At 63.1% G+C, this 21,931-nt stretch carries 23 protein-coding genes; 7 read left to right on the forward strand and 16 right to left on the reverse strand.

The window, feature by feature from the left end; genetic code table 11:
- Position 1: 1 nt before the first annotated feature.
- The 3 genes from phoB to IAE36_RS07715 form a co-directional block, all read right to left on the reverse strand.
- Entirely contained in the window at positions 2-691 is a 690-nt protein-coding gene (gene phoB / locus IAE36_RS07705; protein WP_003253341.1) for a phosphate regulon transcriptional regulator PhoB, read from the reverse strand.
- A 147-nt stretch (positions 692-838) separates the two neighbouring features.
- Complete coding sequence (ubiA, locus tag IAE36_RS07710; protein WP_201211592.1) at positions 839-1,729, reverse strand: 4-hydroxybenzoate octaprenyltransferase; 891 nt, start codon at positions 1,727-1,729, stop codon at positions 839-841.
- Complete coding sequence (locus IAE36_RS07715; protein WP_201211594.1) at positions 1,729-2,286, reverse strand: chorismate--pyruvate lyase family protein; 558 nt, start codon at positions 2,284-2,286, stop codon at positions 1,729-1,731. The genes ubiA and IAE36_RS07715 overlap by 1 nt, the downstream gene beginning before the upstream one ends.
- A 139-nt stretch (positions 2,287-2,425) precedes the next feature.
- Here IAE36_RS07715 and IAE36_RS07720 point away from each other — a divergent pair, with 139 nt between their 5' ends.
- The 4 genes from IAE36_RS07720 (at position 2,426) to IAE36_RS07735 (ending at position 4,763) form a co-directional block, all read left to right on the forward strand.
- Positions 2,426-2,593, forward strand: a complete 168-nt coding sequence (locus IAE36_RS07720; protein ID WP_028632875.1) for a rubredoxin — start codon at positions 2,426-2,428, stop codon at positions 2,591-2,593.
- A 14-nt stretch (positions 2,594-2,607) separates the two neighbouring features.
- Positions 2,608-3,756, forward strand: coding sequence for an NAD(P)/FAD-dependent oxidoreductase (locus IAE36_RS07725; RefSeq protein ID WP_201211595.1), 1,149 nt, complete (start codon positions 2,608-2,610; stop codon positions 3,754-3,756).
- Between the two features lie 186 nt (positions 3,757-3,942).
- Complete coding sequence (locus tag IAE36_RS07730; protein ID WP_028632877.1) at positions 3,943-4,242, forward strand: HU family DNA-binding protein; 300 nt, start codon at positions 3,943-3,945, stop codon at positions 4,240-4,242.
- A 146-nt stretch (positions 4,243-4,388) separates the two neighbouring features.
- The gene (locus tag IAE36_RS07735) at positions 4,389-4,763 is read left to right on the forward strand and encodes an SCP2 sterol-binding domain-containing protein (RefSeq protein WP_060480916.1); all 375 of its coding nucleotides are present in this window, start codon (positions 4,389-4,391) and stop codon (positions 4,761-4,763) included.
- Between the two features lie 34 nt (positions 4,764-4,797).
- Here IAE36_RS07735 and IAE36_RS07740 read toward each other — a convergent pair whose 3' ends face one another.
- From IAE36_RS07740 to exbB, 6 genes are all read right to left on the reverse strand, one after another.
- Positions 4,798-6,201 carry an aminoacyl-tRNA deacylase and HDOD domain-containing protein gene (locus IAE36_RS07740; protein WP_028632879.1) on the reverse strand — a complete coding sequence of 468 codons (1,404 nt, stop codon included), beginning with the start codon at positions 6,199-6,201 and terminating at the stop codon, positions 4,798-4,800.
- 78 nt (positions 6,202-6,279) lie between these two features.
- Positions 6,280-8,358, reverse strand: coding sequence for an ATP-dependent DNA helicase RecG (gene recG / locus IAE36_RS07745; protein ID WP_201211604.1), 2,079 nt, complete (start codon positions 8,356-8,358; stop codon positions 6,280-6,282).
- Positions 8,359-8,361: 3 nt separating this feature from the next.
- Positions 8,362-9,288 carry a hydrogen peroxide-inducible genes activator gene (locus IAE36_RS07750; protein ID WP_028632881.1) on the reverse strand — a complete coding sequence of 309 codons (927 nt, stop codon included), beginning with the start codon at positions 9,286-9,288 and terminating at the stop codon, positions 8,362-8,364.
- Between the two features lie 94 nt (positions 9,289-9,382).
- Entirely contained in the window at positions 9,383-10,114 is a 732-nt protein-coding gene (locus IAE36_RS07755; RefSeq protein WP_201162619.1) for an energy transducer TonB, read from the reverse strand.
- Positions 10,111-10,539, reverse strand: a complete 429-nt coding sequence (gene exbD / locus IAE36_RS07760) for a TonB system transport protein ExbD (protein WP_028632883.1) — start codon at positions 10,537-10,539, stop codon at positions 10,111-10,113. Before exbD ends, IAE36_RS07755 begins: the two co-directional genes overlap by 4 nt.
- 3 nt (positions 10,540-10,542) lie before the next feature.
- A complete protein-coding gene (exbB, locus tag IAE36_RS07765) occupies positions 10,543-11,505 on the reverse strand; it encodes a tonB-system energizer ExbB (RefSeq protein WP_201211606.1) in 963 nt (320 codons plus the stop codon).
- Between the two features lie 165 nt (positions 11,506-11,670).
- Between exbB and IAE36_RS07770 the strand changes: the two genes are divergently transcribed.
- Positions 11,671-12,534: an SDR family oxidoreductase gene (locus IAE36_RS07770; protein WP_201211608.1), complete on the forward strand. Its 864-nt coding sequence runs from the start codon at positions 11,671-11,673 to the stop codon at positions 12,532-12,534.
- Positions 12,535-12,721: 187 nt separating this feature from the next.
- Here the strand turns inward: IAE36_RS07770 and IAE36_RS07775 are convergent, their stop codons facing one another.
- From IAE36_RS07775 to IAE36_RS07795, 5 genes are all read right to left on the reverse strand, one after another.
- Complete coding sequence (locus tag IAE36_RS07775) at positions 12,722-13,453, reverse strand: hypothetical protein (protein WP_201211610.1); 732 nt, start codon at positions 13,451-13,453, stop codon at positions 12,722-12,724.
- A 55-nt stretch (positions 13,454-13,508) separates the two neighbouring features.
- Positions 13,509-13,889 (reverse strand): RidA family protein, encoded by a 381-nt coding sequence (locus tag IAE36_RS07780; protein ID WP_201211612.1) that lies wholly within the window; start codon positions 13,887-13,889, stop codon positions 13,509-13,511.
- A 23-nt stretch (positions 13,890-13,912) separates the two neighbouring features.
- Positions 13,913-16,021: a bifunctional GTP diphosphokinase/guanosine-3',5'-bis pyrophosphate 3'-pyrophosphohydrolase gene (spoT, locus tag IAE36_RS07785; protein ID WP_028632887.1), complete on the reverse strand. Its 2,109-nt coding sequence runs from the start codon at positions 16,019-16,021 to the stop codon at positions 13,913-13,915.
- A 59-nt stretch (positions 16,022-16,080) separates the two neighbouring features.
- Positions 16,081-16,344 carry a DNA-directed RNA polymerase subunit omega gene (gene rpoZ, locus IAE36_RS07790; protein WP_012312123.1) on the reverse strand — a complete coding sequence of 88 codons (264 nt, stop codon included), beginning with the start codon at positions 16,342-16,344 and terminating at the stop codon, positions 16,081-16,083.
- Between the two features lie 181 nt (positions 16,345-16,525).
- Positions 16,526-17,398, reverse strand: a complete 873-nt coding sequence (locus IAE36_RS07795) for a LysR family transcriptional regulator (protein WP_060480909.1) — start codon at positions 17,396-17,398, stop codon at positions 16,526-16,528.
- A 442-nt stretch (positions 17,399-17,840) separates the two neighbouring features.
- Between IAE36_RS07795 and IAE36_RS07800 the strand changes: the two genes are divergently transcribed.
- Entirely contained in the window at positions 17,841-19,382 is a 1,542-nt protein-coding gene (locus tag IAE36_RS07800) for an APC family permease (RefSeq protein ID WP_201211614.1), read from the forward strand.
- A 42-nt stretch (positions 19,383-19,424) separates the two neighbouring features.
- Here IAE36_RS07800 and gmk read toward each other — a convergent pair whose 3' ends face one another.
- A complete protein-coding gene (gene gmk / locus IAE36_RS07805) occupies positions 19,425-20,045 on the reverse strand; it encodes a guanylate kinase (protein WP_028632890.1) in 621 nt (206 codons plus the stop codon).
- A 12-nt stretch (positions 20,046-20,057) separates the two neighbouring features.
- Entirely contained in the window at positions 20,058-20,921 is an 864-nt protein-coding gene (locus IAE36_RS07810) for a YicC/YloC family endoribonuclease (protein ID WP_028632891.1), read from the reverse strand.
- 226 nt (positions 20,922-21,147) lie between these two features.
- On the opposite strand from IAE36_RS07810, the gene rph reads away from it, so the two are divergent.
- Entirely contained in the window at positions 21,148-21,870 is a 723-nt protein-coding gene (gene rph / locus IAE36_RS07815) for a ribonuclease PH (RefSeq protein WP_028632892.1), read from the forward strand.
- The last annotated feature ends 61 nt before the right edge of the window (positions 21,871-21,931 follow it).

A 21,931-nucleotide genomic window follows, 5' to 3' on the forward strand; every position in this document is an offset into this window, starting at 1 on the left:
GCTAGCTCTTGGTGGAGAAGCGGTAGCCGGTACCGCGTACGGTTTGTACCAGATTTTCGTAGGCCTCACCCAGGGCTTTGCGCAGGCGGCGGATATGCACATCGACGGTGCGTTCTTCCACATACACATTGCCACCCCAGACCTGATCGAGCAGTTGGCCGCGGGTGTACGCACGTTCCTGGTGGGTCATGAAGAATTGCAGCAGGCGGTATTCGGTAGGGCCCATTTCAGCGGGCTTGCCATCGATGGTGACGCGGTGGCTGATGGGGTCGAGCAGCAGGCCGCCGACTTCAATCGGTGCTTCGCTGTCGCTCGGGCCGGTGCGGCGCAGCACGGCCTTGAGGCGCGCCACCAGCTCACGCGGCGAGAACGGCTTGGTGATGTAGTCGTCTGCACCCACCTCCAGGCCCTGGATCTTGTTGTCCTCTTCACCTTTGGCGGTGAGCATGATGATCGGGATGTCACCGGTCAGCTCATCGCGCTTCAGGCGCCGGGCGAGCTCGATACCCGAGGTACCGGGCAGCATCCAGTCGAGCAGGATCAGGTCTGGTTTGCGATCGACGATGATCGCGTGGGCCTGTTGCGAGTTTTCTGCCTCCAGGCAGTCATAACCGGCCATTTCCAGGGCGACGGCAATCATCTCGCGAATAGGCGCTTCGTCGTCGACGATCAGAATGTTTCTGCCAACCATGCTCAAAACCTCTCCTGGATTCGCTGTCTTGGCCCCGCATTAGATAACGGAATTATTGCAGCTGTGTGACAGGGTATTGGCGGTTCTGGCTACATTCCATGACTGGGCCAGGGTGGGCGGGGCCGTAGCGGTGAACGGCCCACGCTTTCAGCGCAGCGCATAATCCAGCACCACGCCGATAAAGATCAGCATGCCCGCCCAGTGGTTGTGCAAGAACGCCTTGAAGCAGGACTCGCGGTCCAGCTTGCGGGTAGACCAATATTCCCAGGCAAAGCACACCGCCGCGCCCAGCAAGCCCAGGTGGAACCAGCCGCCCAGGTCGAACTGGCTGCCCGCCAGCAACAGGCACCCCAGCGACAGCATCTGCAGGCTCAGGATGATCACCCGGTCGGCATCGCCGAACAGGATGGCGGTTGATTTCACCCCTATCTTCAGGTCGTCATCACGGTCGACCATCGCGTAATAGGTGTCGTAACCCACCGTCCACAGCAGGTTGGCGATGTACAGCAACCAGGCGGCGGCTGGCAGTTGGCCACCGGCTGCGGTGAACGCCATGGGGATGCCCCAGGAATAGGCCGCGCCCAGCACCACCTGCGGGTAATAGGTGTAGCGCTTCATGAATGGATAGCAGAACGCCAGTGCTACCGCGCCAAATGACAACCACACCGTCCGGCTGTTGGTGCATAACACCAGGGCAAAGCTCACGCCCACCAGTATCGCGAACAGCGCCAGGGCCTCGCGCGGCTTAACCCGGCCACTGGCCAATGGGCGGTCTGCGGTTCGTTTGACGTGCCCGTCGACCTTGCGGTCGGCGAAGTCGTTGATGCAGCAGCCCGCGGCCCGCATCAACACCACGCCCAGGCCGAAGATCAGCACGTTTGCCAGCGTCGGTGAGCCGTTGCCCGCAATCCACACCGCCGACAGCGTCGGCCACAGCAGCAGGTAAATGCCGATGGGCCGGTCCATGCGGCTGAGCTGTACGAAATCCCAGGCCCGGGGGTGCAACCGGTTGAGTGACTTGAGCAGTTGCAGGTACATCAGCGGGCCTCCTGTTGCGCGGCTTGCCACAGCGCCGGCAGGAATACCTCCGCCACCAGCAGGTCCAGCCCGTCGCGTGAAAAACGCGAACGACGGCCCCAAAGGCCTTCGCCGGCCGCTTCGGCGGGTAGCCAGGCCTGGGGGTACCGGCAAACCTGCAGCGGGTGGCGCATGAACGCCTGGTCGCAGAACAGCAGCTCGCCGAGTGAGCGGGTGCCGAGTGTTTCCAGGTCCAGCCCGCCGCGTTCCAGGGCGCTGCGGCTGGCGACGCTGCGGGCAAACACCCACGGCTGGCCATGACCACGCAGGAACACCTCGCGTACCCAGCCTTCGGCACCCTCGGCAATGCCCAGCGCCTGGCATTCATCCAGGCGCAAGGGCTGCCAGCCCTCGAACAGCGGGGTTACCGAGAAGTGGTCGGATGACAGGCGGGTCAGACGGCGGGTCAGTGACCCCTCATCCAGCAGCCAGTCCAGAATGGGCTGGTCGAGGGGGGTGGCCAGCTGTGAATACGGTAGCCACGCGACAGCGGCTGCTTGCGGGGAGGCGTACGACACGTCGGTCTGCTTGTAACAACCAAAGAGGCCGCGAGCTTAGCATGATTGCCCCGGCTGCTAGCATAATAGCCGGCCGTGCAGGCACCACCTGAGTGCCACCACGAACCTGACCAAGCCTGAACCGAGGAAACGCGTCTCTATGAAGAAGTGGCAATGTATTGTCTGCGGCCTGATCTATGACGAGGCTGCTGGCTGGCCTGACGACGGCATCGCCCCTGGCACCCGATGGGAAGACGTGCCGGAGGATTGGCTATGCCCGGATTGCGGCGTGGGCAAGGGTGACTTCGAAATGATTTCCATCGGCTGATAAAGGAGCGGCACATGACGTCCCCTGTGGTGATCATCGGTACCGGCCTTGCGGGCTACAACCTGGCGCGTGAATTTCGCAAACTCGACGCTCAGACGCCGTTGCTGCTGATAACCGCGGACGATGGCCGTTCCTATTCCAAGCCCATGCTGTCTACCGGCTTCGCCAAGCAGAAAGACGCCGACGGCCTGTGCATGGCCGAGCCGGGGGCCATGGCCGAGCAGTTGAATGCCGAGGTACGCACGCACACGCGCATCAGTGGTATCGACCCGGGTCACAAGCGCCTGTGGATGGGTGAAGAGGCTGTGCCCTACCGCGACCTGGTGCTTGCCGTGGGCGCACAAACCATCGCGGTGCCTGTCGACGGTGATGCAGGCGACCTAGTCTTCCCGGTCAACGACCTGGAAGACTACGCACGCCTTCGCGCGGCGGCCGCAGGGAAACAGCGGGTGTTGATTCTGGGGGCTGGGCTGATCGGCTGCGAGTTTGCCAATGACATGAGTCTGGGCGGCTTCCAGGTGGACGTAGTAGCGCCGTGCGAGCAATTGATGCCGACCCTGCTGCCGCCTGCGGCGGCCAAAGCGGTGCAGGCAGGGCTGCAGCAGCTGGGTGTGCGCTTTCACCTGGGGCCGGTGCTGACGCGCTTGCAACGCTGCGACGGCGGCCTGCAAGCGCATCTCTCCGATGGCCTGGTGGTTAATTGTGACCTGGTGATCTCGGCCATCGGCCTGCGCCCCCGCACCGACCTGGCCACGGCTGCCGGTTTGCAGGCTGGCCGCGGCGTCAGCGTTGACCGCTACCTGCGTACCTCACATGCCAACATCCACGCCTTGGGCGATTGCGCAGAGGTCGATGGCATCAACCTGCTGTATGTCATGCCGCTGATGAGCTGTGTACGGGCCTTGGCACAGACCCTGGTCGGTAACCCCACAGCGGTCGCCTACGGCCCAATGCCCATCACCGTCAAGACGCCGGCTTGCCCGCTGGTGGTGTCGCCCCCGCCAACGAGCCAGCCTGGTGCTTGGCAGGTAGAGGGCCAAGGCAATGACATCAAGGCGCTGTGCCTCGATGCTGAGGGCAGCTTGCTGGGCTATGCGTTGACCGGCGCGGCCGTAACGGAGCGGCTGGCATTGAATCGTCAGCTCCCTCCTGTAATGGCGTGAATGGCTTATGTTTTGTCGCTAATGGCTTTTTATGGCCCACACAATGGCCGCGCTGATACTGGCGCGGCCCTGATGCTCGTGCCATTCTCACTCTCGTCTGCCGCAGATTAGAGCCTGCGGTGCCTTGAGCGCTGCTCCAAGGGCAGCACGGCATAACAACAAGAATTCCGTCAAAGAGGCTTTACCATGCGCAAACCAGATCTCGCCAACGTCATCGCCGAGAAGGCTGACCTGTCCAAGGACAAGGCCAACGAGGTGTTGAACACAATTCTCGAGCAAATCACCCTTGCCGTTAACACGGGCAATGTGACCTTGGTGGGTTTTGGCACCTTCGAGAAGCGCCACCGGGGCGCCCGCACCGGCAAAAACCCGCAAACTGGCGAGCCCGTGAAAATCAAGGCCAGCAACACGGTTGCTTTCAAACCTGGCAAGGACCTGCGCGAGGGTGTGAACAGCCCTGCAAAACCCGCGAAGAAGAGCAAGTAACTGCGCTTGGCGCCTGTTGAACATGGCCTGACGGGCGCCTGAGGGCGCCCTTCTCATGAATGCAGGAAAATGTCCCGGAATGGATTAATTTGCTCAATAAAAGGATAAACTGCGGCGCTTAGTCACTTTTTATTCGAGGCGCGTTGATGAAGTTCCGCTTTCTTCTCTGGGCCATGGGGTTGTTGATGGCCAGGGCCAGCCGCAACAACCCTGCCTTCCAGCAGCAGCTCAAGGGCAAGGACCTGGTTTTCCAGATGCAAACGCTGGACGGCAAGGTGGCCCGGCACTTCATCGTCAGTAACGAGCGGGTCAGCAGCAAGGGCGGTTCATACCCGGAGCCGGCCTTCGCCATTGCCTTCAAGGACGCCGCCTACGGCTTTGCCACCCTGCAGGCCGCCAACAAGCAGTTGGCATTCATGCAGGGCATTCAGGACAAGCACATCCAGATCAAGGGTAACCCGGCGCTGGTAATGTGGTTTCAGGGCCTGATGAAATACCTGAAACCCAAAAAGAAACGCTGAAACACTAGGGGTCGCCTATGCGGCCCCTGTCATTTTAGTGCGGCGTCTGGAACTGCGAAGCCAGTTCCCGCAGCAGGCTCTCGGCCTCAAGCACCTTGCTGACGACATCCTCGGCTTTTTCCCGCACCAGGCCCAGGCGCTCCAGCAATTCATCGGGTATTTCGTCCTGCGGCCCAGAGCCGATGCCCCGAGAACGCAGCAGCCGGGTGGCCAGAAACACCAGGTTGGGGAACGCGGAGTACTCCCCGTCATAGCCTGGGTCGTGCTGGAAGCGTAGCGCCGTCGACAGCTCATCGGGCATGTCCCAGAGCTTCATCAGCCAGGCACCGATCTGCTCCCGGCTGATGCCCAGCAGGTGCTGTTCGACGTAGGTGTGGCACACGTGCGGGTTTACTTCCAGGTGGCGGCAGATCAGCGAAAAGTGCGGCGGGAACACATGGGCCAGCAGCAGGTAGCCAAAATTGTGCAGCAGCCCTGCCAGGTAGGTGAGCCCTGCTTCCGGGCGCTCGGCCCGAGGCATGGCGCGGGTGAGCCCTTCGATCACCGCAGCGGTATAGATCGATTGTTGCCAGTAGGGGGTCGCCTGCTGAGGCTGATCCTTGGGCAGGCTCAGGGTTTTGCCAAGCGCAAGGCCGAGGGCCAGGTTGATGACCAGGTCGAAGCCCAGCACGCGAACAATGGCGTCTTCCACCGAGCGTACCTTGCCCGGTGAGGCGTAATAGGGTGATGCCGCCCAGCTGACCACCTGGGCCGCCAGTGCCGGGTCGGTTTCAACCACGCCGGTGATGTCGTCGATGCTGGCGTTGGGGTCTACACGCAGCTTCATGATTTTCTGCGCGGTATCGGCCAGCGGCGGGATCTCGATGGTTTCTTCGAGGCGCTTCTGGATGCGTCGGGCGGTGAAGGCCTGGACGGCCTGGCTGATTTCCCGGGTATCGTCATCCGGGCGGTCGAGGTTAGGCCGGATGGCCTTTACGTCCTGGCCGAAGCTGCTGGCGCTGGCCTTGGCCAGCAGGCGCTTGAACGGCTCGCGCTCGATCTCCAGCAGCAGGCCGGTTTCACCGGACTGGATAAACACCTGCTCGACGTCGAGCAGGCTTTTTTCATACTGGCACGGCGAGCTGGTAAGTGCGGGGATGCCCGGCAGCACCTTCAGCTGGTGCTTGTCGAGCATCTGCCGCAAACGTGGCATGGGCACTGCAGTGAGCTTGCGACCGGTCAGCTCGGCCAGGCGGTTAAGGTCCAGCAACTGGCTCTGCGGGAACAGCACCATGAGTGCCCCGACCTCGTCATCCAGCAGTACAGCCTGTACGCAGGCGGCCGCAGGCGGTGGCGGGTGGGCCAACACCTCGCGGTAGGCAACGCCGAGCTTGTCGAGCAGCAGGCGTATGACCGAAGGCGTATGTGGGGCTGCGGTGTCCAGGGCAACTTGAGTCATGGTCCGTATCCACTGATTCTTTTAAACACGAAGTATAACCAGCCACGGCGCAAAACTGGATCCATTGTGGGACGCAGGTCACACCTGGCCATATTGCTGGCCGTGACGCAGCCAGCGATCGAGCAGCGGGCTGACATGCTCTGGCCAGCGTGCCACCAAGGCCTGGGCCGCGTCGCGCACCGCCGGCAGCAGGTCGGCATCACGCATCAGGTCGGCCACCTTGAATTGCAGCAGCCCGGTTTGCCGGGTGCCGAGCATTTCGCCGGGGCCACGCAGCTCCAGGTCTTTTTCGGCGATGATGAAGCCATCGTTGGTTTCGCGCATGATGCCCAGGCGTTCGCGGCCGATTTGCGACAACGGCGGGTGATACAGCAGTACGCAGTGGCTGGCGGCGCTGCCCCGGCCCACCCGGCCCCGCAGCTGGTGCAGCTGTGCCAGGCCCAGGCGCTCAGGGTTCTCGATGATCATCAGGCTGGCGTTGGGCACATCCACGCCGACTTCGATAACCGTGGTGGCAACCAGCAGCTGCAGGTTGCCGGCCTTGAACTCGGCCATGATCTCGGCCTTCTCGGCAGGCTTCATGCGGCCATGAATAAGCCCGACACGAAGTTCGCCCAAGGCGCTGCCCAGCTCTTCATAGGTGCTTTCGGCGGCCTGGCAGGTCAGTTCTTCGGACTCTTCGATCAGGGTGCACACCCAGTAGGCCTGGCGCCCCTCGGCGCAGGCCGCACGTACCCGTTCGACCACTTCGAAGCGGCGGCTGTCAGCCACCAGTACGGTGTTGACCGGGGTACGGCCAGGCGGCAGTTCATCCAGCACCGAGGTGTCCAGGTCGGCATAGGCGCTCATGGCCAGTGTGCGCGGGATGGGTGTGGCGGTCATGATCAGCTGATGGGGGCACAGCGTACCGGCAACACCCTTCTTGCGCAGGGCAAGGCGCTGCTGCACGCCAAAGCGGTGTTGCTCGTCGATGATCGCCAGGGCGAGGCTCTTGAATTTCACCTCTTCCTGGAACAACGCATGGGTACCGACCACCATCGGTGCACCGTTGACGATCTGTTCCAGGGCACTGGCCCGCGCCTTGCCCTTGAGCTTGCCGGCCAGCCAGGCGACTTCGATGCCCAGCGGTTCGAGCCAGCGCTTGAAGGTGATGTAGTGCTGCTCGGCAAGAATCTCGGTGGGGGCCATGAGCGCCACCTGGTAGCCCGCCTCCAGCGCCTGCAACGCTGCCAGGGCGGCGACCACCGTCTTGCCGGCGCCCACATCGCCCTGCACCAGGCGCAGCATCGGCTCGTGCTGGCTCAGGTCATAGGCAATCTCGTTGGCCACCCGCTGCTGCGCGCCGGTTGGCTGGAAGCCCAGGTTCGCCAGGTATTTCGCCGGCAGGTGGCCAGGCTTGGGCAATACCGGGGCGCGCAGGCTGCGCAGGCTTTCACGCAGGCTCTGCTGCGACAGCTGGTGGGTGAGCAGCTCTTCGAACGCCAGGCGATGCTGAGCCCAGTGATGGCCCTCGGCAAGCTCATCCAGGTCAGCATCGGCTGGCGGGTTGTGCAGGTAGCGAATGGCCTCGTCCAGCGGTGCCAGCTGGTAGTCGCGGGCCAGTTCGTCGGGCAGCCAGTCTGGCAGGCTACGGGGGCCGAGCATGGCCAGGCTTTGCTGGCACAGCAGGCGCAGACGCTGCTGGGTAAGGCCTTCGGTGGACGGGTAGATCGGGGTCAGGGTCTGTTCAACCGGCGGTGGCGGCTCGTCGCCATTCAACGCCCTGTATTCGGGGTGGTAGATTTCAAGGCCCGAGGCACCGGGCCGTGCTTCGCCATAACAGCGCAAATGGGTACCCCGCTTGAGGCCCTCTTTTTGCGCGCTGCTGAAGTGGTAGAAGCGCAGGCTCAGTACGCCGCTGCCGTCACCCAGGCGCACCACCAGACTGCGGCGTTTGCCCATGGTCACATCGGCGCCGCTGACCACGCCCTCGATGACCGCATCCTGCCCCGGGCGCAACTGCCCGATGGGCACTACACGGGTGCGGTCCTGATAGCGCAGGGGCAGGTGGAACAGCACATCCTGCAGGTTCTCCAAGCCAACCTTGGCGAGCTTTTCCGCCATGGCATCGCCTACGCCCTTGAGTACCGTTACCGGTACCTTCGACAACTCACTCATGGCTCAGGCGGTTTGTTCGGCAGGGGCTTTGGCGACCGAGCACAGGCGGATCGAGTCGGCCAGAATCTCGATGGCCTTGGGCCGCGGGAAACTGGCGCGCCAGGCGATGGCCACCGTGCGGAAGGGCGCGGGTGCGGTGAGTGGGCGCACTTCGATCACGCCGGGGGCATAGTGATGACTGTGCACGGCCGAGAGCGGAAGGATCGACACGCCAAGGCCAGATGCCACCATATGGCGGATGGTTTCCAGCGAACTGGACTCGACCGTGGTGTGGCGGGCACCTTCGCCACCCTTGTTCAGGGTCGGGCAGGCTTCCAGTACCTGGTCGCGGAAACAATGGCCTTCGCCGAGCAGCAGCAGGCTCTTGTCGTTGAGCATGGCCGTGTCGATGGTCTTCTTGGCCGTCCAGGGGTGGTCGGCTGGCATCAGGGCGCAGAACGGCTCGTCATACAGCGGCAAGGTCAGCACGTCGGCTTCGTTGAACGGCAGGGCGATGATCACTGCATCCAGTTCGCCGTTGCGCAGTTTTTCACGTAGCACATGGGTGAAGTTTTCTTCGATGTACAGCGGCATCTGCGGGGCCACACGGTGCAGCTGCGGGATCAGGTGCGGGAACAGATAAGGGCCGACCGTGTAGATGGCGCCGACTTTGAGTGGTGCTGTGAGCTGGTTTTTACCGGCCTGCGCCAGCTCGCGAATGCCCTGGGCCTGCTCGAGCACCTTCTGCGCCTGGGCAACGATGCCTTCGCCGACCGGGGTCAGGCGCACCGCGCTTTTGCTGCGTTCGAAGATCAGCACGCCAAGCTCGTCCTCGAGCTTCTTCACACCGACCGACAGGGTGGGCTGGCTCACGTGACAACGTTCGGCGGCATGGCCGAAGTGCTGTTCCTGAGCGAGTGTGACGATGTAGCGGAGTTCTGTGAGGGTCATAACGTGCGTCCATGAAGTTGCGAGCCCAGCATAGCGGCTGCAATCGATAGACGCACGTTATCAGACTTGCTGATTTGTGACAGAAACAAAAGTATCAGCGGCGGTCCAGGGAGTACACAAACGGTGCCACGACTTCGATGGTGCCGTTGTTCAGCAATTCCGGCGGTGGCTTGGGTACCGTGCCGGCCCGGCGGATCATCTCCAGCGTTGCCCGGTCCAGCGAAGCACTGCCCGAGCCACCGGCCATGGCATACGACACGACCTTGCCCTCGGCATCCACTACAAAACGCAGGCGGTTGATGCCCTGCAGGCCGCGGCGACGTGCATCCTCAGGGTAACGCTTGTATTTCGCCAGGTGACGCAGCAGGTCGCTTTGCCAGGTTGGCAAGGCGTTGCTGTTGGACGCAATGCTCGGTGCCGGAGCCGCCGATTTCTGCGGTGGCGTGTTGCTGGGCGGTGCGTCCACGGTCTGTTCGGTTGGCGGCGCTTCCTTAGGCGGCTCAGGCTTTTTCTCAGGCTTGGGCGGTTGTGGCTTGGCCTTGGGCTTGGGCGGCTTGGGGATGGCGATCTTGGGTTTCGGGGCTTCCGCCAGCTTGGGCAATGGAGGCTCTTCGACCGGCGCCGGTGGCTGGGGTACCGCTTTGGGTGGGGGCGGTGGCGCAGGCTCGGGCAACGGCGCCAGCTCGACCATCATGGCTGCCGGTGGCAGCTCGATGGCCTGGGGCACCGACCAGTTGAGCATGAGCAGCACAGCGACGGCATGGACACCCAGCACAAGCGCCAGGCTGCCGCTGTAACGCGCCAGATTGTGCCGCGTCTTCGTCATTTCTTGGCTGCCGTCTCGAGACCTACCAGACCGACTTTCAAGTAGCCGGCCGCGCGCATGTTGTTCATCACTTCCATCAGGTCACCGTAGTCCACGCCCTTGTCGGCCTGGAAGAAGATGGTGGTCTCCTTGTCACCTTTGGTCTTGGCGTCGAGCATCGGGCCAAGCCGGTCGGGTGCTGGAACCTGATCGTCGCCGACATACAGCTTCTGGTCGGCCTTGACGCTGACGAACACCGGTTTCTCGGGCCTTGGCGCCGGCTTCGCCGTGGAGGCGGGCAGGTCGACCTTGATATCGACCGTGGCCAGGGGGGCTGCGACCATGAAGATGATCAACAGCACCAGCATCACGTCGATGAAGGGGGTGACGTTGATCTCGTGGTTTTCGGCGAGGTCATCGCCACCTTCGTTAAGATGCAGGCCCATGGCTTACCCCACTTTCACCATGTGCGGGGCAGCGCGCTCGCCACCCTGGTGGTCCAGGTCACGGCTGACCAGCAGCAGTACCTGGGCGGAGGCGTCGGATACCTGTGCCTTGTAACCCGCGATGGAGCGGGCGAAGACGTTGTAGATGACCACGGCAGGAATCGCCGCCACCAGGCCCAGGGCTGTGGCCAGCAAGGCTTCGGCAATACCAGGTGCTACTACTGCCAGGTTGGTGGTCTGAGTCTTGGCGATGCCGATGAAGCTGTTCATGATGCCCCAGACCGTACCGAACAGGCCGACGAAAGGCGCGGTGGAGCCGATGGTTGCCAGTACCCCGGTGCCGCTGCTCATGTTGCGGCCGCTGGCGTGTACCAGGCGCTCCAGGCGGAAGCTGACGCGCTCCTTGATACCTTCTTTTTCGCGGGCGTTGGCTGACAGGCGCATTTCTTCGAGCGCGTCGTGGACCAGGGTGTGGGCCAGGGTGCCTTCCTTGTTGGAGACCTCGCTGGCCTCTTTCAGGCTGGCGGACTTCTTCAACTGGGCGATCTCGCCACGCAGGCGACGCTTGGCACCCAGCAGTTCGAAGCCTTTGGCGATCCAGATGGTCCAAGTGATGATGGACGCGATGGCCAGGCCGATCATGACCGCCTTGACCACCACGTCGGCGTTTTTGTACATGCCCCATGGGGACAGGTCGTGGGCCATGCCCAGCGAAGTATCTTCAACCAGGGCCTCGACGCTTGGGTCGACGGCAGCCGGGGCATCTGCAGCGTTAGCCGGGGCCGCTTCGCCGGCCGGCGCGGCAGCGGTGTTTGCCGGAGCAGAAGCAGCGGCCGGTGCGGCGGTGGCATTGGCGTTAGGCTCATCGGCCATGGCCATCGGGGCCAGCACCAGGCTGAAGGCCAGGGCGATGGCGCGCCAGGCGCGCGACTGGGTTGGCGAAGCGGAAGGTTGATTACGTGTCATGCTGGCCGGACCTGATGAAGATAAAGGTGGATGTTCTTCAAGGCCTCGAGGTAGGCCGAGAACAATTTGGTCGCCATTATTGCAAGTAATTCTTGTTAACAAAAGTAATCTTGTTGCTTTTTTCGCCTACGGTTGGGCGGATCTATCGGTCTAAGGGGGTTTCAGATGTCGGACCTTTCGGTCTTGATAGTAGGTTGTGGCGATGTCGGCGGCCGTCTGGCCCGGCAGATGTTGGCGCGTGGTTGGCATGTCAGTGGGCTGCGTCGCACTGTGGGGCAACTGCCCCACGGGGTGGTACCTGTGGCCGCTGACCTGGCCGAGCCGGCAATACCGTCTGCCTGGCCAAGCCATGCACCGGATTACCTGGTGTACTGCGTGGCGGCCAGCCAGCATGACGAAGCCGGCTACCAGGCGGCCTACGTGCAGGGCCTGCGCCATGTGCAAGGCTGGTTGGCTGAGCGAGGGCAGCGCCCGCGTCGGCTGTTGTTCGTCTCCAGCAGCAGTGTGTTTGCGCAGAAGGGCGGGGAATGGGTGGATGAGCAGTCGCCTACCAGCCCTGAAGGGTATTCGGGGCGGGTGATGCTGGAGGCGGAGCAACTGGCCTTGGCGGGTGAGTGCCCGGCGAGTGTGGTACGCCTGACCGGCATCTACGGCCCGGGCCGCGAGTGGCTGCTCAGCCAGGTTCGCCAGGGTTACCGGGTGGCCGAGCAGCCGCCGTTGTACGGCAACCGCATCCACGCCGAGGACGCTGCCAGCCTGCTGGCGTTCCTGTTGCAGGCCGATGCCGATGGCCGGGCGCTGGACGATTGCTACATCGGCGTGGATGACGACCCTGCACCGCTGGCCGATGTGGTCGGCTGGCTGCGTGAGTACATGGGCGTTACACACTGGTCCGATGAGCAGCGGGTACGGCGCACTGGCAGCAAACGCTGCAGCAATGCCCGTGCGCGGGCCCTGGGTTGGGTGCCGGCATACCCGAGCTACAAAGAAGGGTACGCGGCCATTTTGCAGGGTTCGGTTAGCAACTAACCCAGCTCTTTGGGCTGCACATCACACCCCTGTGGGAGCGGGTTCACCCGCGAAGCAAGCAGCGCGGTGGATGGCACCGGCTTCGCCGGTGTTCGCGGCTGAAGCCGCTCCCACACGGCCCTGCTATATCAACACGTTATGTACAGTTGCAGGCCGGTAAGAGCAGCTTGCGGTGCGGCGCCCGGCCTTAGTTCTGCTCCAGCAACCACTGCCGCTTGCCGGCCGCCAGTTGCGGCATCTCGTCCGGCTGCGCGCGGTTGACTGCCTGGGAAATCTCCAGCTGCTTGCCCGTGCGCTTGATGATGAACGGCGCACCTTGCTGGTTGCGCTCAAGCCACAGGCTGTCATTGCTGCCGCCCATGGTCGCGCAATCCCCCGCGAGGCACAGCGCGAAGCGATCCGGGCCGGGCAGGCCGGTAACGCTACCGGTATCGCTGAAGCGTACCGTGCCACCTGTGCCCTGGCCTTCGATGATCTTCCAGTCGCCACCCAGATAGGCCTGATACAGCGCCTGCTCGAAGCTGCTACCCAGCTGCGCGTTGCCCGCAGCAGGTGCGTTGGCACGTACGAACGTCTGCTTGGCGCCCTGTGGGTCGACCATTTGCAGTTCATCGCCATTCAAGGACAGCTGCTCGGTGGCACCGCCGTCGAAGGTGGCCACCCATTGCTTGTCATTGGTGCTGAGTTGCCCGTCGGCACCCTCAAAACCGTTGCTGTAACTGGCCCGTTGTTGGGCCACATCGAGCTTCCACTCGAATACCGGGCCATTGGCATCCAGGGCCTGGCGCAGGTTGTTGCCTTTGACGGCAGCGGTGATGGCCTGCTGGTTGATCCAGGTGCCATTGAAATCTTCAGGTTTGTGGCTGGCGCAGCCGCCCAGAAGCAGGGCTGCCAGCGTGAGAGGCAGTGCTAGACGCATGACGGAAAACCTTGCAGAAGAGGAGGGCGACAGGCAGAGCCTGCCGCCGCAGGCATCATTCGATGACCAGAATCGCGTCCATTTCGACCTGCGCACCTTTTGGCAGCGCAGCAACGCCGATGGCGGCACGGGCAGGGTATGGCTGCTCGAAGTAGCGGCCCATCACCTCGTTGACCGTGGCGAAGTGGCTCAGGTCGGTCAGGAAGATGTTCAGCTTGACGATGTCCTTGAACGAGCCACCGGCAGCTTCAGCCACTGCCTTGAGGTTTTCGAACACCTGCACGGTCTGGGCTTCGAAGCCTTCGACCAGCTCCATGGTCTTCGGGTCGAGCGGGATCTGCCCCGACATGTACACGGTGTTTCCGGCCTTGATCGCCTGCGAGTAGGTGCCGATGGCGGCTGGGGCCTTGTCGCTGTTGATGACGGTCTTGCTCATGATGACTCCTTGCGGTTGGCGGGCTACGTACGCATGCGGGTGATGCGGACCACACCGGTCAAGGTACGCAGTTTCTTGATCACACGCGCCAGGTGCACGCGGTCGTGCACGCTGACCACCAGTTGGACCACGCTGATACGGCCGTCGCGTTCGTCCATGCTGATCTTCTCGATGTTGCCATCGGCCGCATTGACGCTGCTGGCCAGCAGCGCGATCAGGCCGCGCTGGTGCTCAAGCTCGACACGCAGCTCGACATTGAATTCGCCGGTAATGTCCTTGGCCCAGGAAAGCTGCACACATTTCTCTGGGTTATGGCGGATTTCGCTGATGTTCCGGCAGTTTTCCAGGTGCACCACCATGCCTTTGCCCGCCGACAGGTGGCCGACAATGGGGTCGCCAGGGATGGGCGTACAGCATTTGGCGTAGCTGAGCACCAGCCCTTCGGTGCCACGGATGGCCAGCGGGCCTTCGGGTGCGGGCAGTTGCTCGCCCTCGGCCGACAGCAGCCTGCGCGCGACCACGTAGGCCATGCGGTTGCCAAGGCCGATGTCTTCCAGCAGGTCCTCGATCAGCTCCAGGCGATACTCCGCCAGAATGGCCTGGATACGCTCCTGCGCAATCTGCTCCAGGCTGCTGTCGAAGCCGGTGAGCACCTTGTTCAGCAAGCGCTCGCCCAGGCTGATGGACTCCGAACGGCGCTGTTGCTTGAGCGCGTGGCGGATATGGGTGCGCGCTTTGCCAGTGACCACGAAGTTGAGCCAGGCCGGGTTCGGCCGTGCACCGGGGGCACTGACGATTTCAACCGTCGAGCCGCTTTGCAAGGGCTCGGACAGCGGTGCCAGGCGCCGGTTGATGCGGCAGGCGATACAGCTGTTGCCCACATCGGTGTGCACCGCGTAGGCGAAGTCCACCGCGGTGGAGCCTTTGGGCAGCTCCATGATGCGGCCTTTGGGCGTGAACACGTAGACCTCGTCCGGGAACAGGTCGATCTTCACGCTCTCGATGAATTCCAGCGAGTTGCCCGCACGTTGCTGCAGCTCGAGGATGCCCTTCACCCATTGCCTGGCCCGGGCGTGGTTGCCCTTGGGTTGCTCGTCCTCGTTGGACTTGTACAGCCAGTGCGCCGCAATGCCGTTGTTGGCCATCTCTTCCATCTCCGCCGTGCGGATCTGGATTTCGATGGGCACACCGTGCATGCCGAACAGGGTGGTGTGCAACGACTGGTAGCCGTTGGCCTTGGGGATGGCGATGTAGTCCTTGAACCGGCCCGGCAGCGGCTTGTAGAGGTTGTGCACGGCACCCAGCACGCGGTAGCAGGTGTCGACCTTGTCGACCACGATGCGGAAGGCATACACGTCCATGATCTCGTTGAAGGCGCGGCGCTTGCCACGCATCTTCTTGTAGATGCCATAGAGGTGTTTCTGCCGGCCGCTGACCTCGCCCTGGATACCGTCGGCGGCCAGGCAGTGGGCCAGCGATTGCTCGATCTTGGCGACGATTTCCTTGCGGTTGCCCCGCGCGCTCTTCACTGCCCGGTTGATCAGCGACGAGCGCATCGGGTGCATGGCCTTGAAGCCGAGGTCTTCGAACTCTACGCGTACGGTGTGCATCCCCAGGCGGTTGGCGATGGGGGCATAGATTTCGAGGGTTTCCTTGGCGATGCGCCGGCGTTTTTCACCGGACAGCACTTCCAGCGTGCGCATGTTGTGCAGGCGGTCGGCCAGCTTAACCAGGATCACGCGGATATCGCGTGCCATGGCCATGGCCATCTTCTGGAAGTTTTCAGCCTGGGCTTCTGCCTTGGTCTCGAAGTTCATCTGGGTCAGCTTGCTGACCCCATCGACCAGTTCGGCCACCGTCTCGCCGAACTGCTGGCTGAGGGCTTCCTTGGCAATGCCGGTGTCTTCGATCACGTCGTGCAGCATGGCTGCCATCAGGCTCTGATGGTCCATGTGCATGTCGGCAAGGATACTGGCCACAGCCAGCGGGTGGGTAACGTAGGGCTCGCCGCTGCGGCGGCGCTGCCCGTCGTGGGCCTGTTCTGCGTAGAAATAGGCGCGGCGAACCAGGTTGACCTGTTCGGGCCCTAGGTAGGTCGACAGCCGTTCGGCCAAGACTTCTATACCCGGCATGGGTTCACCTCCTGCCGAGGGAGAGGGCCTTGCGCCGTGCGACGTCGACCAGGCATCAATCAGACAGCCTCGTTCGACTCGTCCTCGAATGCGGCGAAGACCGGATCCTCGGTGACGATCTCTTCAGCAGCGATGAACTCGTTGGTGACGATGCCTTCGGCGATTTCACGCAGGGCAACAACGGTCGGCTTGTCGTTTTCCCACGCAACGCGTGGCTCTTTGCCGCCGGTCGCCAGCTGGCGAGCGCGCTTGGTCGAGAGCATGACCAGCTCAAAGCGGTTATCCACGTGTTCCAGGCAGTCTTCAACAGTTACGCGGGCCATGGTCTTCCTCAGTAGCAAATGCGGTGGGCGTGCAGCCCAATAGTGGGCAGGCGGACTCGATAGTATAAAAATTCACCAGCCAATAGGGAAGCGCTGTTTTGCTCCGGCAGCGCCTGAGACCGTGGCGATTGCCGTAAAATGGCCGGACCAGACACCCTCCTGCATAGGCCTGACGATAACCTCAGAGCATCGCGTCACGCAACCGCGGGGTCAGCTCTTCGAACAGGGTCTGTACCGAGCGCAGCGCGCGACAGTCGGGCCGGGTCAACAGCCACAGTTGGGTATCGCAACCGGGCAGTGGGCCACTGAGGGCGTCCACCCCCGGCAACGTGTGCACCATGTAGTCGGGCAGGGCGGCCACACCCAGGCCGGCCGTTACCAGTTGGGCAATGGTCGACATGCCACTGCACTGGTAGCGCGGGCTCAGCCCCGGGTGGTGCTGGTTGCGCCAGACCACGGTTGGGTGGTCCTGCATGGAATCGTCTGGCGCAATCCACGGCACACTGTTCGTCGACTCGGCCAGGGCGTCGCGCCAATGGGACTGGCCGCAGATCACATAGGAGGTGGACCCCAGGTTGCGACCCACCAGGTGTTCCGGCGGCGTGTTGGTCAGGCGCAGGGCAATATCGGCGTCGCGCCGGCTGAGGTTGGCAAATGTGTTGGACGTGCCCATCTCAAGCGACAGGGCCGGATAGTTGGGCATGAATTCGGCCAGTGCGGGCAGCAACAGGCTGTGCATGACCGCCTCGGTGCACGTCAGGCGTACGGTCCCGCTGACCACCTGCTCGCCACTGGTCAGGGCGATGCGTGCGGCATCCAGCGCCTGTTCCGCGCGCTCGGCCTGCTCGGCCAGTGCCTGGGCAGTGTCGGTTGGCAGGTAACCTTTGCGGCTTTTCACGAACAGCGCGGTGCCTAGCGCCGATTCCAGCCGGCGGATGGAGCGGAACACCGTCGACACGTCTACCTTCAGCAGTTCGGCCGCCTTGGCCAGCGAGCGCCCGCGTTCCAGTGCGAGCACCAGGGTCAGGTCGGCATGGGTAATCTGATATTGCATTGGTGCACGCTCTGCTTGCCGAATTGCCAATGTCTGTTGCGTTTTGGCCATTTTATAGTGAAACGGCCCCCGGGAAGCAATGCACCCGATGCGGCAATCAATCCCCACGATGGGAACGTGACAATAACAACAGCAGCAACCATCGCCGCCCTCGAGGCGTCATCCGTAGCACCACATCGCCGCAGTAAACCCAAGGATGTACAGCCATGACGTCGGTCCCCCCGTGCGCCAGCCGTTCCCGCGAGATTAATGGATTCCCGCAGGCAAGGCTTTTCAACGGTTCACCTTCTAATCCTGCGCCTCTTCTTTACAATGGCGCCCCCGTTGCAGGCCAAGGCATGGGCCCCGGATGATCCGGCGCTGATCGCAGATTCTCGACGAGTGAGCGCGGGCCTTTGCAAAGGCCTGTGAAAAACAATTCCAACACCGGCGGCTAATACTCATGAGCAACTACACAGAAGCCGGCCGCCCACCCGATGTGGCAGCCGATGCGGGTACACAGGCCCAGGGCAAGGGCCTGGCAAAAGGGCGGCTGGGGCTGCTCGCCAGCGTGGTTCTGGGCATCTCGACCATTGCGCCCGTCTATACACTGACTGGCGCCCTTGGCCCTACCGTGCGCGAGGTGGGCGCCCACTTGCCTGCCGTGTTCATCGTCGGCTTCCTGCCCATGCTGCTGGTGGCGCTGGGGTATCGTGAACTGAATTCGGCAGAGCCTGACAGTGGCACCTCGTTCACCTGGTCGGCACGGGCGTTCGGCCCCATGATCGGTTGGATCGGCGGTTGGGGGCTGGTGGTGGCAACTACCATCGTGCTGTCGAACCTGGCCGGCGTGGCGGTGGACTTCTTCTACCTGTTCCTCGGCCAGATCACCGGCAACCACGACCTCGCCGCGCTCGCGGACCACCTGCTGATCAACATCGTCACCTGTTGCGTGTTCATCGCGCTGGCAGTGTGGATCTGCTGCCGCGGCATGGCCACGACCATGACGGTGCAGTACGGCCTGGTGGCGTTGCAGCTGCTGGTACTGGTCGGCTTTGCCTTCGCGGCGTTCGGTGAAACCACCGCGCCGCCGCCGCTGGAATTCGATTTCGCCTGGTTCAACCCGTTCGGCGTCGAATCGTTCTCAGCCTTCGCGGCCGGGCTTTCGCTGTCGATCTTCATCTTCTGGGGCTGGGATGTGTGCCTGACCGTCAGCGAAGAGTCGGTAGGCAGTGAAGAAGTACCGGGCAAAGCCGCCACCTGGACGGTGCTGCTGATTCTGGGTTTGTACCTGCTTACCGCCATTGCCACCCTGCAGTTTGCCGGCATCAGCGAACAGGGCCTGGGCCTGAACAACCCGCGCATTCAGGAAAACGTATTCGCGCACCTGGCAGGGCCGGTGATGGGGCCGCTGGCCATTCTGATGTCCGTGGCGGTGCTGGCCAGCACCGCGGCTTCGTTGCAGTCGACCTTTGTATCGCCGGCCCGCACCTTGTTGGCCATGGGTTACTACGGTGCGGTGCCGCAGAAGTTCGCCAAGGTCTGCCCCCGCTCCCAAACCCCGCGGTACGCCACCATTTGTGCGGGTGTGGCAGCGGGCCTGTTCTACGTGACCATGCGCACCCTCAGTGAAAACGTGCTGGCGGACACCATCACCGCGCTGGGCATGATGATCTGCTTCTACTACTCGCTAACGGCCTTTGCCTGCGTCTGGTACTTCCGCCGCAGCCTGTTCGACAGCCTGCGCCACTTCTTCATGCGTGGCCTGTGCCCGCTGGTGGGTGGGGTAATCCTGTCGGTGATCTTCGTGCGCACGGCCATCGACAGCGCTTCACCGGATTTCGGCAGCGGCTCGCATGTCGGTGGGTTGGGCCTGGTGTTCGTGATCGCCGCCATCATCTCGGTGCTGGGCATCGTGCTGATGCTGTTGTCGCGGCTGCGGGCACCGGCCTACTTCCTGGGGGCGACGCTGCGCCAGCAGGCCACGCTTTCTATCCCGGAATGATGCGCAAGGGGCGCTGTGCGCCCCGGCCCGTGGACGCAGGCTTCAGCCAACCAGCTCGGTCAGCAGGGCCCCGTGGCGCTGTTGCTGGTTTTTCAGCAGCAGGCGATTGGCACGGAACACTGCTTTCAGGTCCAGCAGCGCTGTTGCGAAATCGTCATTGATGATGACGTAGTCGTATTCGGCATAGTGCTGCATCTCGCTGACCGCTTCTTTCATGCGCCCGGCGATGATCTGCTCGCTGTCCTGCCCACGGTTATCCAGGCGATGGCGCAGGGCCTCCTGGCTGGGCGGCAGGATGAACACCGACAGCGCGTTGGGCATCAGCTTGCGCACCTGCTGGGCGCCCTGCCAGTCGATTTCCAGAATCAGGTCATAGCCCTCGTCGAGTGTTTGTTGCAAGGCGCTGCGGGACGTGCCGTAGAAGTTGCCGAACACTTCGGCATGCTCCAGGAAGTCGCCCTGGTCGATCAGCGCCCTGAATGCGTCGTGCGCCACGAAATGGTAATTGACCCCGTGTTCCTCGCCCGGGCGCATGGTGCGGGTGGTGTGCGAGACCGAGACGCGAATGTGCGGGTCTTCTGCGGTCAGGGCAGTGACCAGGCTGGTCTTGCCGGCGCCCGAAGGGGCCGAAACGATGTAGAGGGTACCGCTGCAGTGGTTCATGGTCGGGTGGCCTTACTCGATGTTCTGTACTTGTTCACGCATCTGTTCGATCAGCACCTTCAGGTTGACCGCTGCTTGCGTGCTGCGTGGGTCGAAGGCCTTGGAGCCCAGGGTGTTGGCTTCGCGGTTGAGTTCCTGCATCAGGAAATCCAGGCGCCGGCCGGCAGCGCCACCGCCCTTCAGTACGCGGCGCACTTCGGTGACGTGGGTGCTGAGGCGGTCGAGTTCCTCGGCCACATCACTCTTCTGGGCCAGCAGTACCATCTCCTGCTCCAGGCGTTGCGGGTCCAGTTCGGCCTGCAGATCGCTGAAACGGTCGAGCACCTTCTGACGCTGGGTGGCCAGCATCTGCGGCACGAGTGCGCGCAGGGTGGTCACCTCGTTGGCCATGCTGTCCAGGCGTTCGTTGATCAGCCTGGCCAGCTCCACACCCTCGCGCTGGCGCCCGGCTTTCAGTTCGGCCAGGGCTTCGTCGAACAGCGCCATGGCTTCGGCATTGAGGGCCTGGGGGTCGCTGGTATCGGCCACCAGCACGCCTGGCCATGACAGCACTTCAAGCGGGTTGAGCGGTGCCGGCTGCTTGATCAGGCCTGCGACCTGCTCGGCGGCGGCAACCAACTGGGCCGCGCGCTGGTGGTCCACCTTCAGTGGTTTGCCGGCGCTGTCTTCGTTGAGGCGCAAGGTGCACTCCACCTTGCCCCGTGACAGCCCCTGGCGCAGGCCCTCACGCACACCGCCTTCCAGGTCGCGCAGGGCATCTGGCAGGCGCAGGTGGGGTTCAAGGTAGCGGTGGTTGACCGAGCGCAGCTCCCAGACCAGGGTGCCTTGGCTGCCGGCGCGCTCGACGCGCGCAAAGGCGGTCATGCTGTGCACCATGGGAGTACCTCGCATAGATGGATAACGTTGGAAGCCCGCAGGCTGCAAGGCGCAGGATTGTAGCGCAATGGGGCCTCGCCGCCCAATCCGGCCATGTTACAGAACGGCCGCCAGAGCGCTCGGAAAAGGCGACGGGCATTGCCAGGCGCGACGATAGGCATGTCGTGCGCAGGCCACGGGCTCTATAATGCCTGTCAGATTCTAAGCCCCAGTACAGGTATCCCAGATGAAACGTCCAAGTGGTCGCGCCGCCGATCAGCTCCGCTCGATCCGCATCACCCGCAACTACACCAAGCACGCCGAAGGGTCGGTACTGGTCGAGTTCGGTGACACCAAGGTCATCTGCACGGTCAGCGTGGAAAACGGTGTACCGCGCTTCCTCAAAGGCCAGGGCCAGGGTTGGCTGACCGCCGAATACGGCATGCTGCCGCGCGCTACCGGTGAGCGTAACCAGCGCGAAGCCAGCCGTGGCAAGCAGGGTGGCCGCACCCTGGAAATCCAGCGCCTGATCGGCCGCTCGCTGCGCGCTGCGCTGGACATGAGCAAGCTCGGTGACATCACGTTGTACATCGATTGCGACGTCATTCAGGCCGACGGCGGTACCCGCACCGCTTCAATCACCGGTGCCATGGTTGCCCTGTGCGATGCCCTGGCGGTGATCAAGAAGCGCGGCGGCCTGAAGGCCGGCAACCCGCTCAAGCACATGATCGCCGCGGTGTCGGTGGGCATGTATCAGGGTGAGGCTGTGCTTGACCTGGACTACCTGGAGGACTCGGCGGCCGAAACCGACCTGAACGTGGTCATGACCAGCGCAGGTGGTTTCATTGAAGTGCAGGGTACCGCTGAGGGTGCGCCGTTCCAGCCTGCAGACTTCAACGCCATGCTGGCGTTGGCGCAGAAGGGTATGGATGAGATCTTTGCCCTGCAGCAGGCGGCTTTGGCTGACTGAGGCTTGAGCCAGGCGCCGCTCCTACGCAGGCCCGTAGGAGCGAGCGCAGCTCGCGATGAAG

The sequence above is a fragment of the Pseudomonas sp. S36 genome (genome assembly GCF_016647875.1).
Lineage (GTDB): Bacteria > Pseudomonadota > Gammaproteobacteria > Pseudomonadales > Pseudomonadaceae > Aquipseudomonas > Aquipseudomonas parafulva.

Bases quoted from the DNA above. Each gene is read 5' to 3' on its own strand.
- rpoZ (WP_012312123.1), bottom strand. From the start codon at position 16,344: ATGGCCCGCGTAACTGTTGAAGACTGCCTGGAACACGTGGATAACCGC.
- IAE36_RS07735 (WP_060480916.1), top strand. From the start codon at position 4,389: ATGAAGTTCCGCTTTCTTCTCTGGGCCATGGGGTTGTTGATGGCCAGG.
- IAE36_RS07770 (WP_201211608.1), top strand. From the start codon at position 11,671: ATGTCGGACCTTTCGGTCTTGATAGTAGGTTGTGGCGATGTCGGCGGC.
- IAE36_RS07730 (WP_028632877.1), top strand. From the start codon at position 3,943: ATGCGCAAACCAGATCTCGCCAACGTCATCGCCGAGAAGGCTGACCTG.
- IAE36_RS07810 (WP_028632891.1), bottom strand. From the start codon at position 20,921: ATGGTGCACAGCATGACCGCCTTTGCGCGCGTCGAGCGCGCCGGCAGC.
- IAE36_RS07720 (WP_028632875.1), top strand. From the start codon at position 2,426: ATGAAGAAGTGGCAATGTATTGTCTGCGGCCTGATCTATGACGAGGCT.
- exbD (WP_028632883.1), bottom strand. From the start codon at position 10,539: ATGGGCCTGCATCTTAACGAAGGTGGCGATGACCTCGCCGAAAACCAC.
- spoT (WP_028632887.1), bottom strand. From the start codon at position 16,021: ATGCCGGGTATAGAAGTCTTGGCCGAACGGCTGTCGACCTACCTAGGG.
- IAE36_RS07740 (WP_028632879.1), bottom strand. From the start codon at position 6,201: ATGACTCAAGTTGCCCTGGACACCGCAGCCCCACATACGCCTTCGGTC.
- gmk (WP_028632890.1), bottom strand. From the start codon at position 20,045: ATGAACCACTGCAGCGGTACCCTCTACATCGTTTCGGCCCCTTCGGGC.
- IAE36_RS07795 (WP_060480909.1), bottom strand. From the start codon at position 17,398: ATGCAATATCAGATTACCCATGCCGACCTGACCCTGGTGCTCGCACTG.
- IAE36_RS07775 (WP_201211610.1), bottom strand. From the start codon at position 13,453: ATGCGTCTAGCACTGCCTCTCACGCTGGCAGCCCTGCTTCTGGGCGGC.
- IAE36_RS07750 (WP_028632881.1), bottom strand. From the start codon at position 9,288: ATGACCCTCACAGAACTCCGCTACATCGTCACACTCGCTCAGGAACAG.
- recG (WP_201211604.1), bottom strand. From the start codon at position 8,358: ATGAGTGAGTTGTCGAAGGTACCGGTAACGGTACTCAAGGGCGTAGGC.
- IAE36_RS07725 (WP_201211595.1), top strand. From the start codon at position 2,608: ATGACGTCCCCTGTGGTGATCATCGGTACCGGCCTTGCGGGCTACAAC.
- exbB (WP_201211606.1), bottom strand. From the start codon at position 11,505: ATGACACGTAATCAACCTTCCGCTTCGCCAACCCAGTCGCGCGCCTGG.
- IAE36_RS07780 (WP_201211612.1), bottom strand. From the start codon at position 13,889: ATGAGCAAGACCGTCATCAACAGCGACAAGGCCCCAGCCGCCATCGGC.
- phoB (WP_003253341.1), bottom strand. From the start codon at position 691: ATGGTTGGCAGAAACATTCTGATCGTCGACGACGAAGCGCCTATTCGC.
- ubiA (WP_201211592.1), bottom strand. From the start codon at position 1,729: ATGTACCTGCAACTGCTCAAGTCACTCAACCGGTTGCACCCCCGGGCC.
- IAE36_RS07755 (WP_201162619.1), bottom strand. From the start codon at position 10,114: ATGACGAAGACGCGGCACAATCTGGCGCGTTACAGCGGCAGCCTGGCG.
- IAE36_RS07800 (WP_201211614.1), top strand. From the start codon at position 17,841: ATGAGCAACTACACAGAAGCCGGCCGCCCACCCGATGTGGCAGCCGAT.
- rph (WP_028632892.1), top strand. From the start codon at position 21,148: ATGAAACGTCCAAGTGGTCGCGCCGCCGATCAGCTCCGCTCGATCCGC.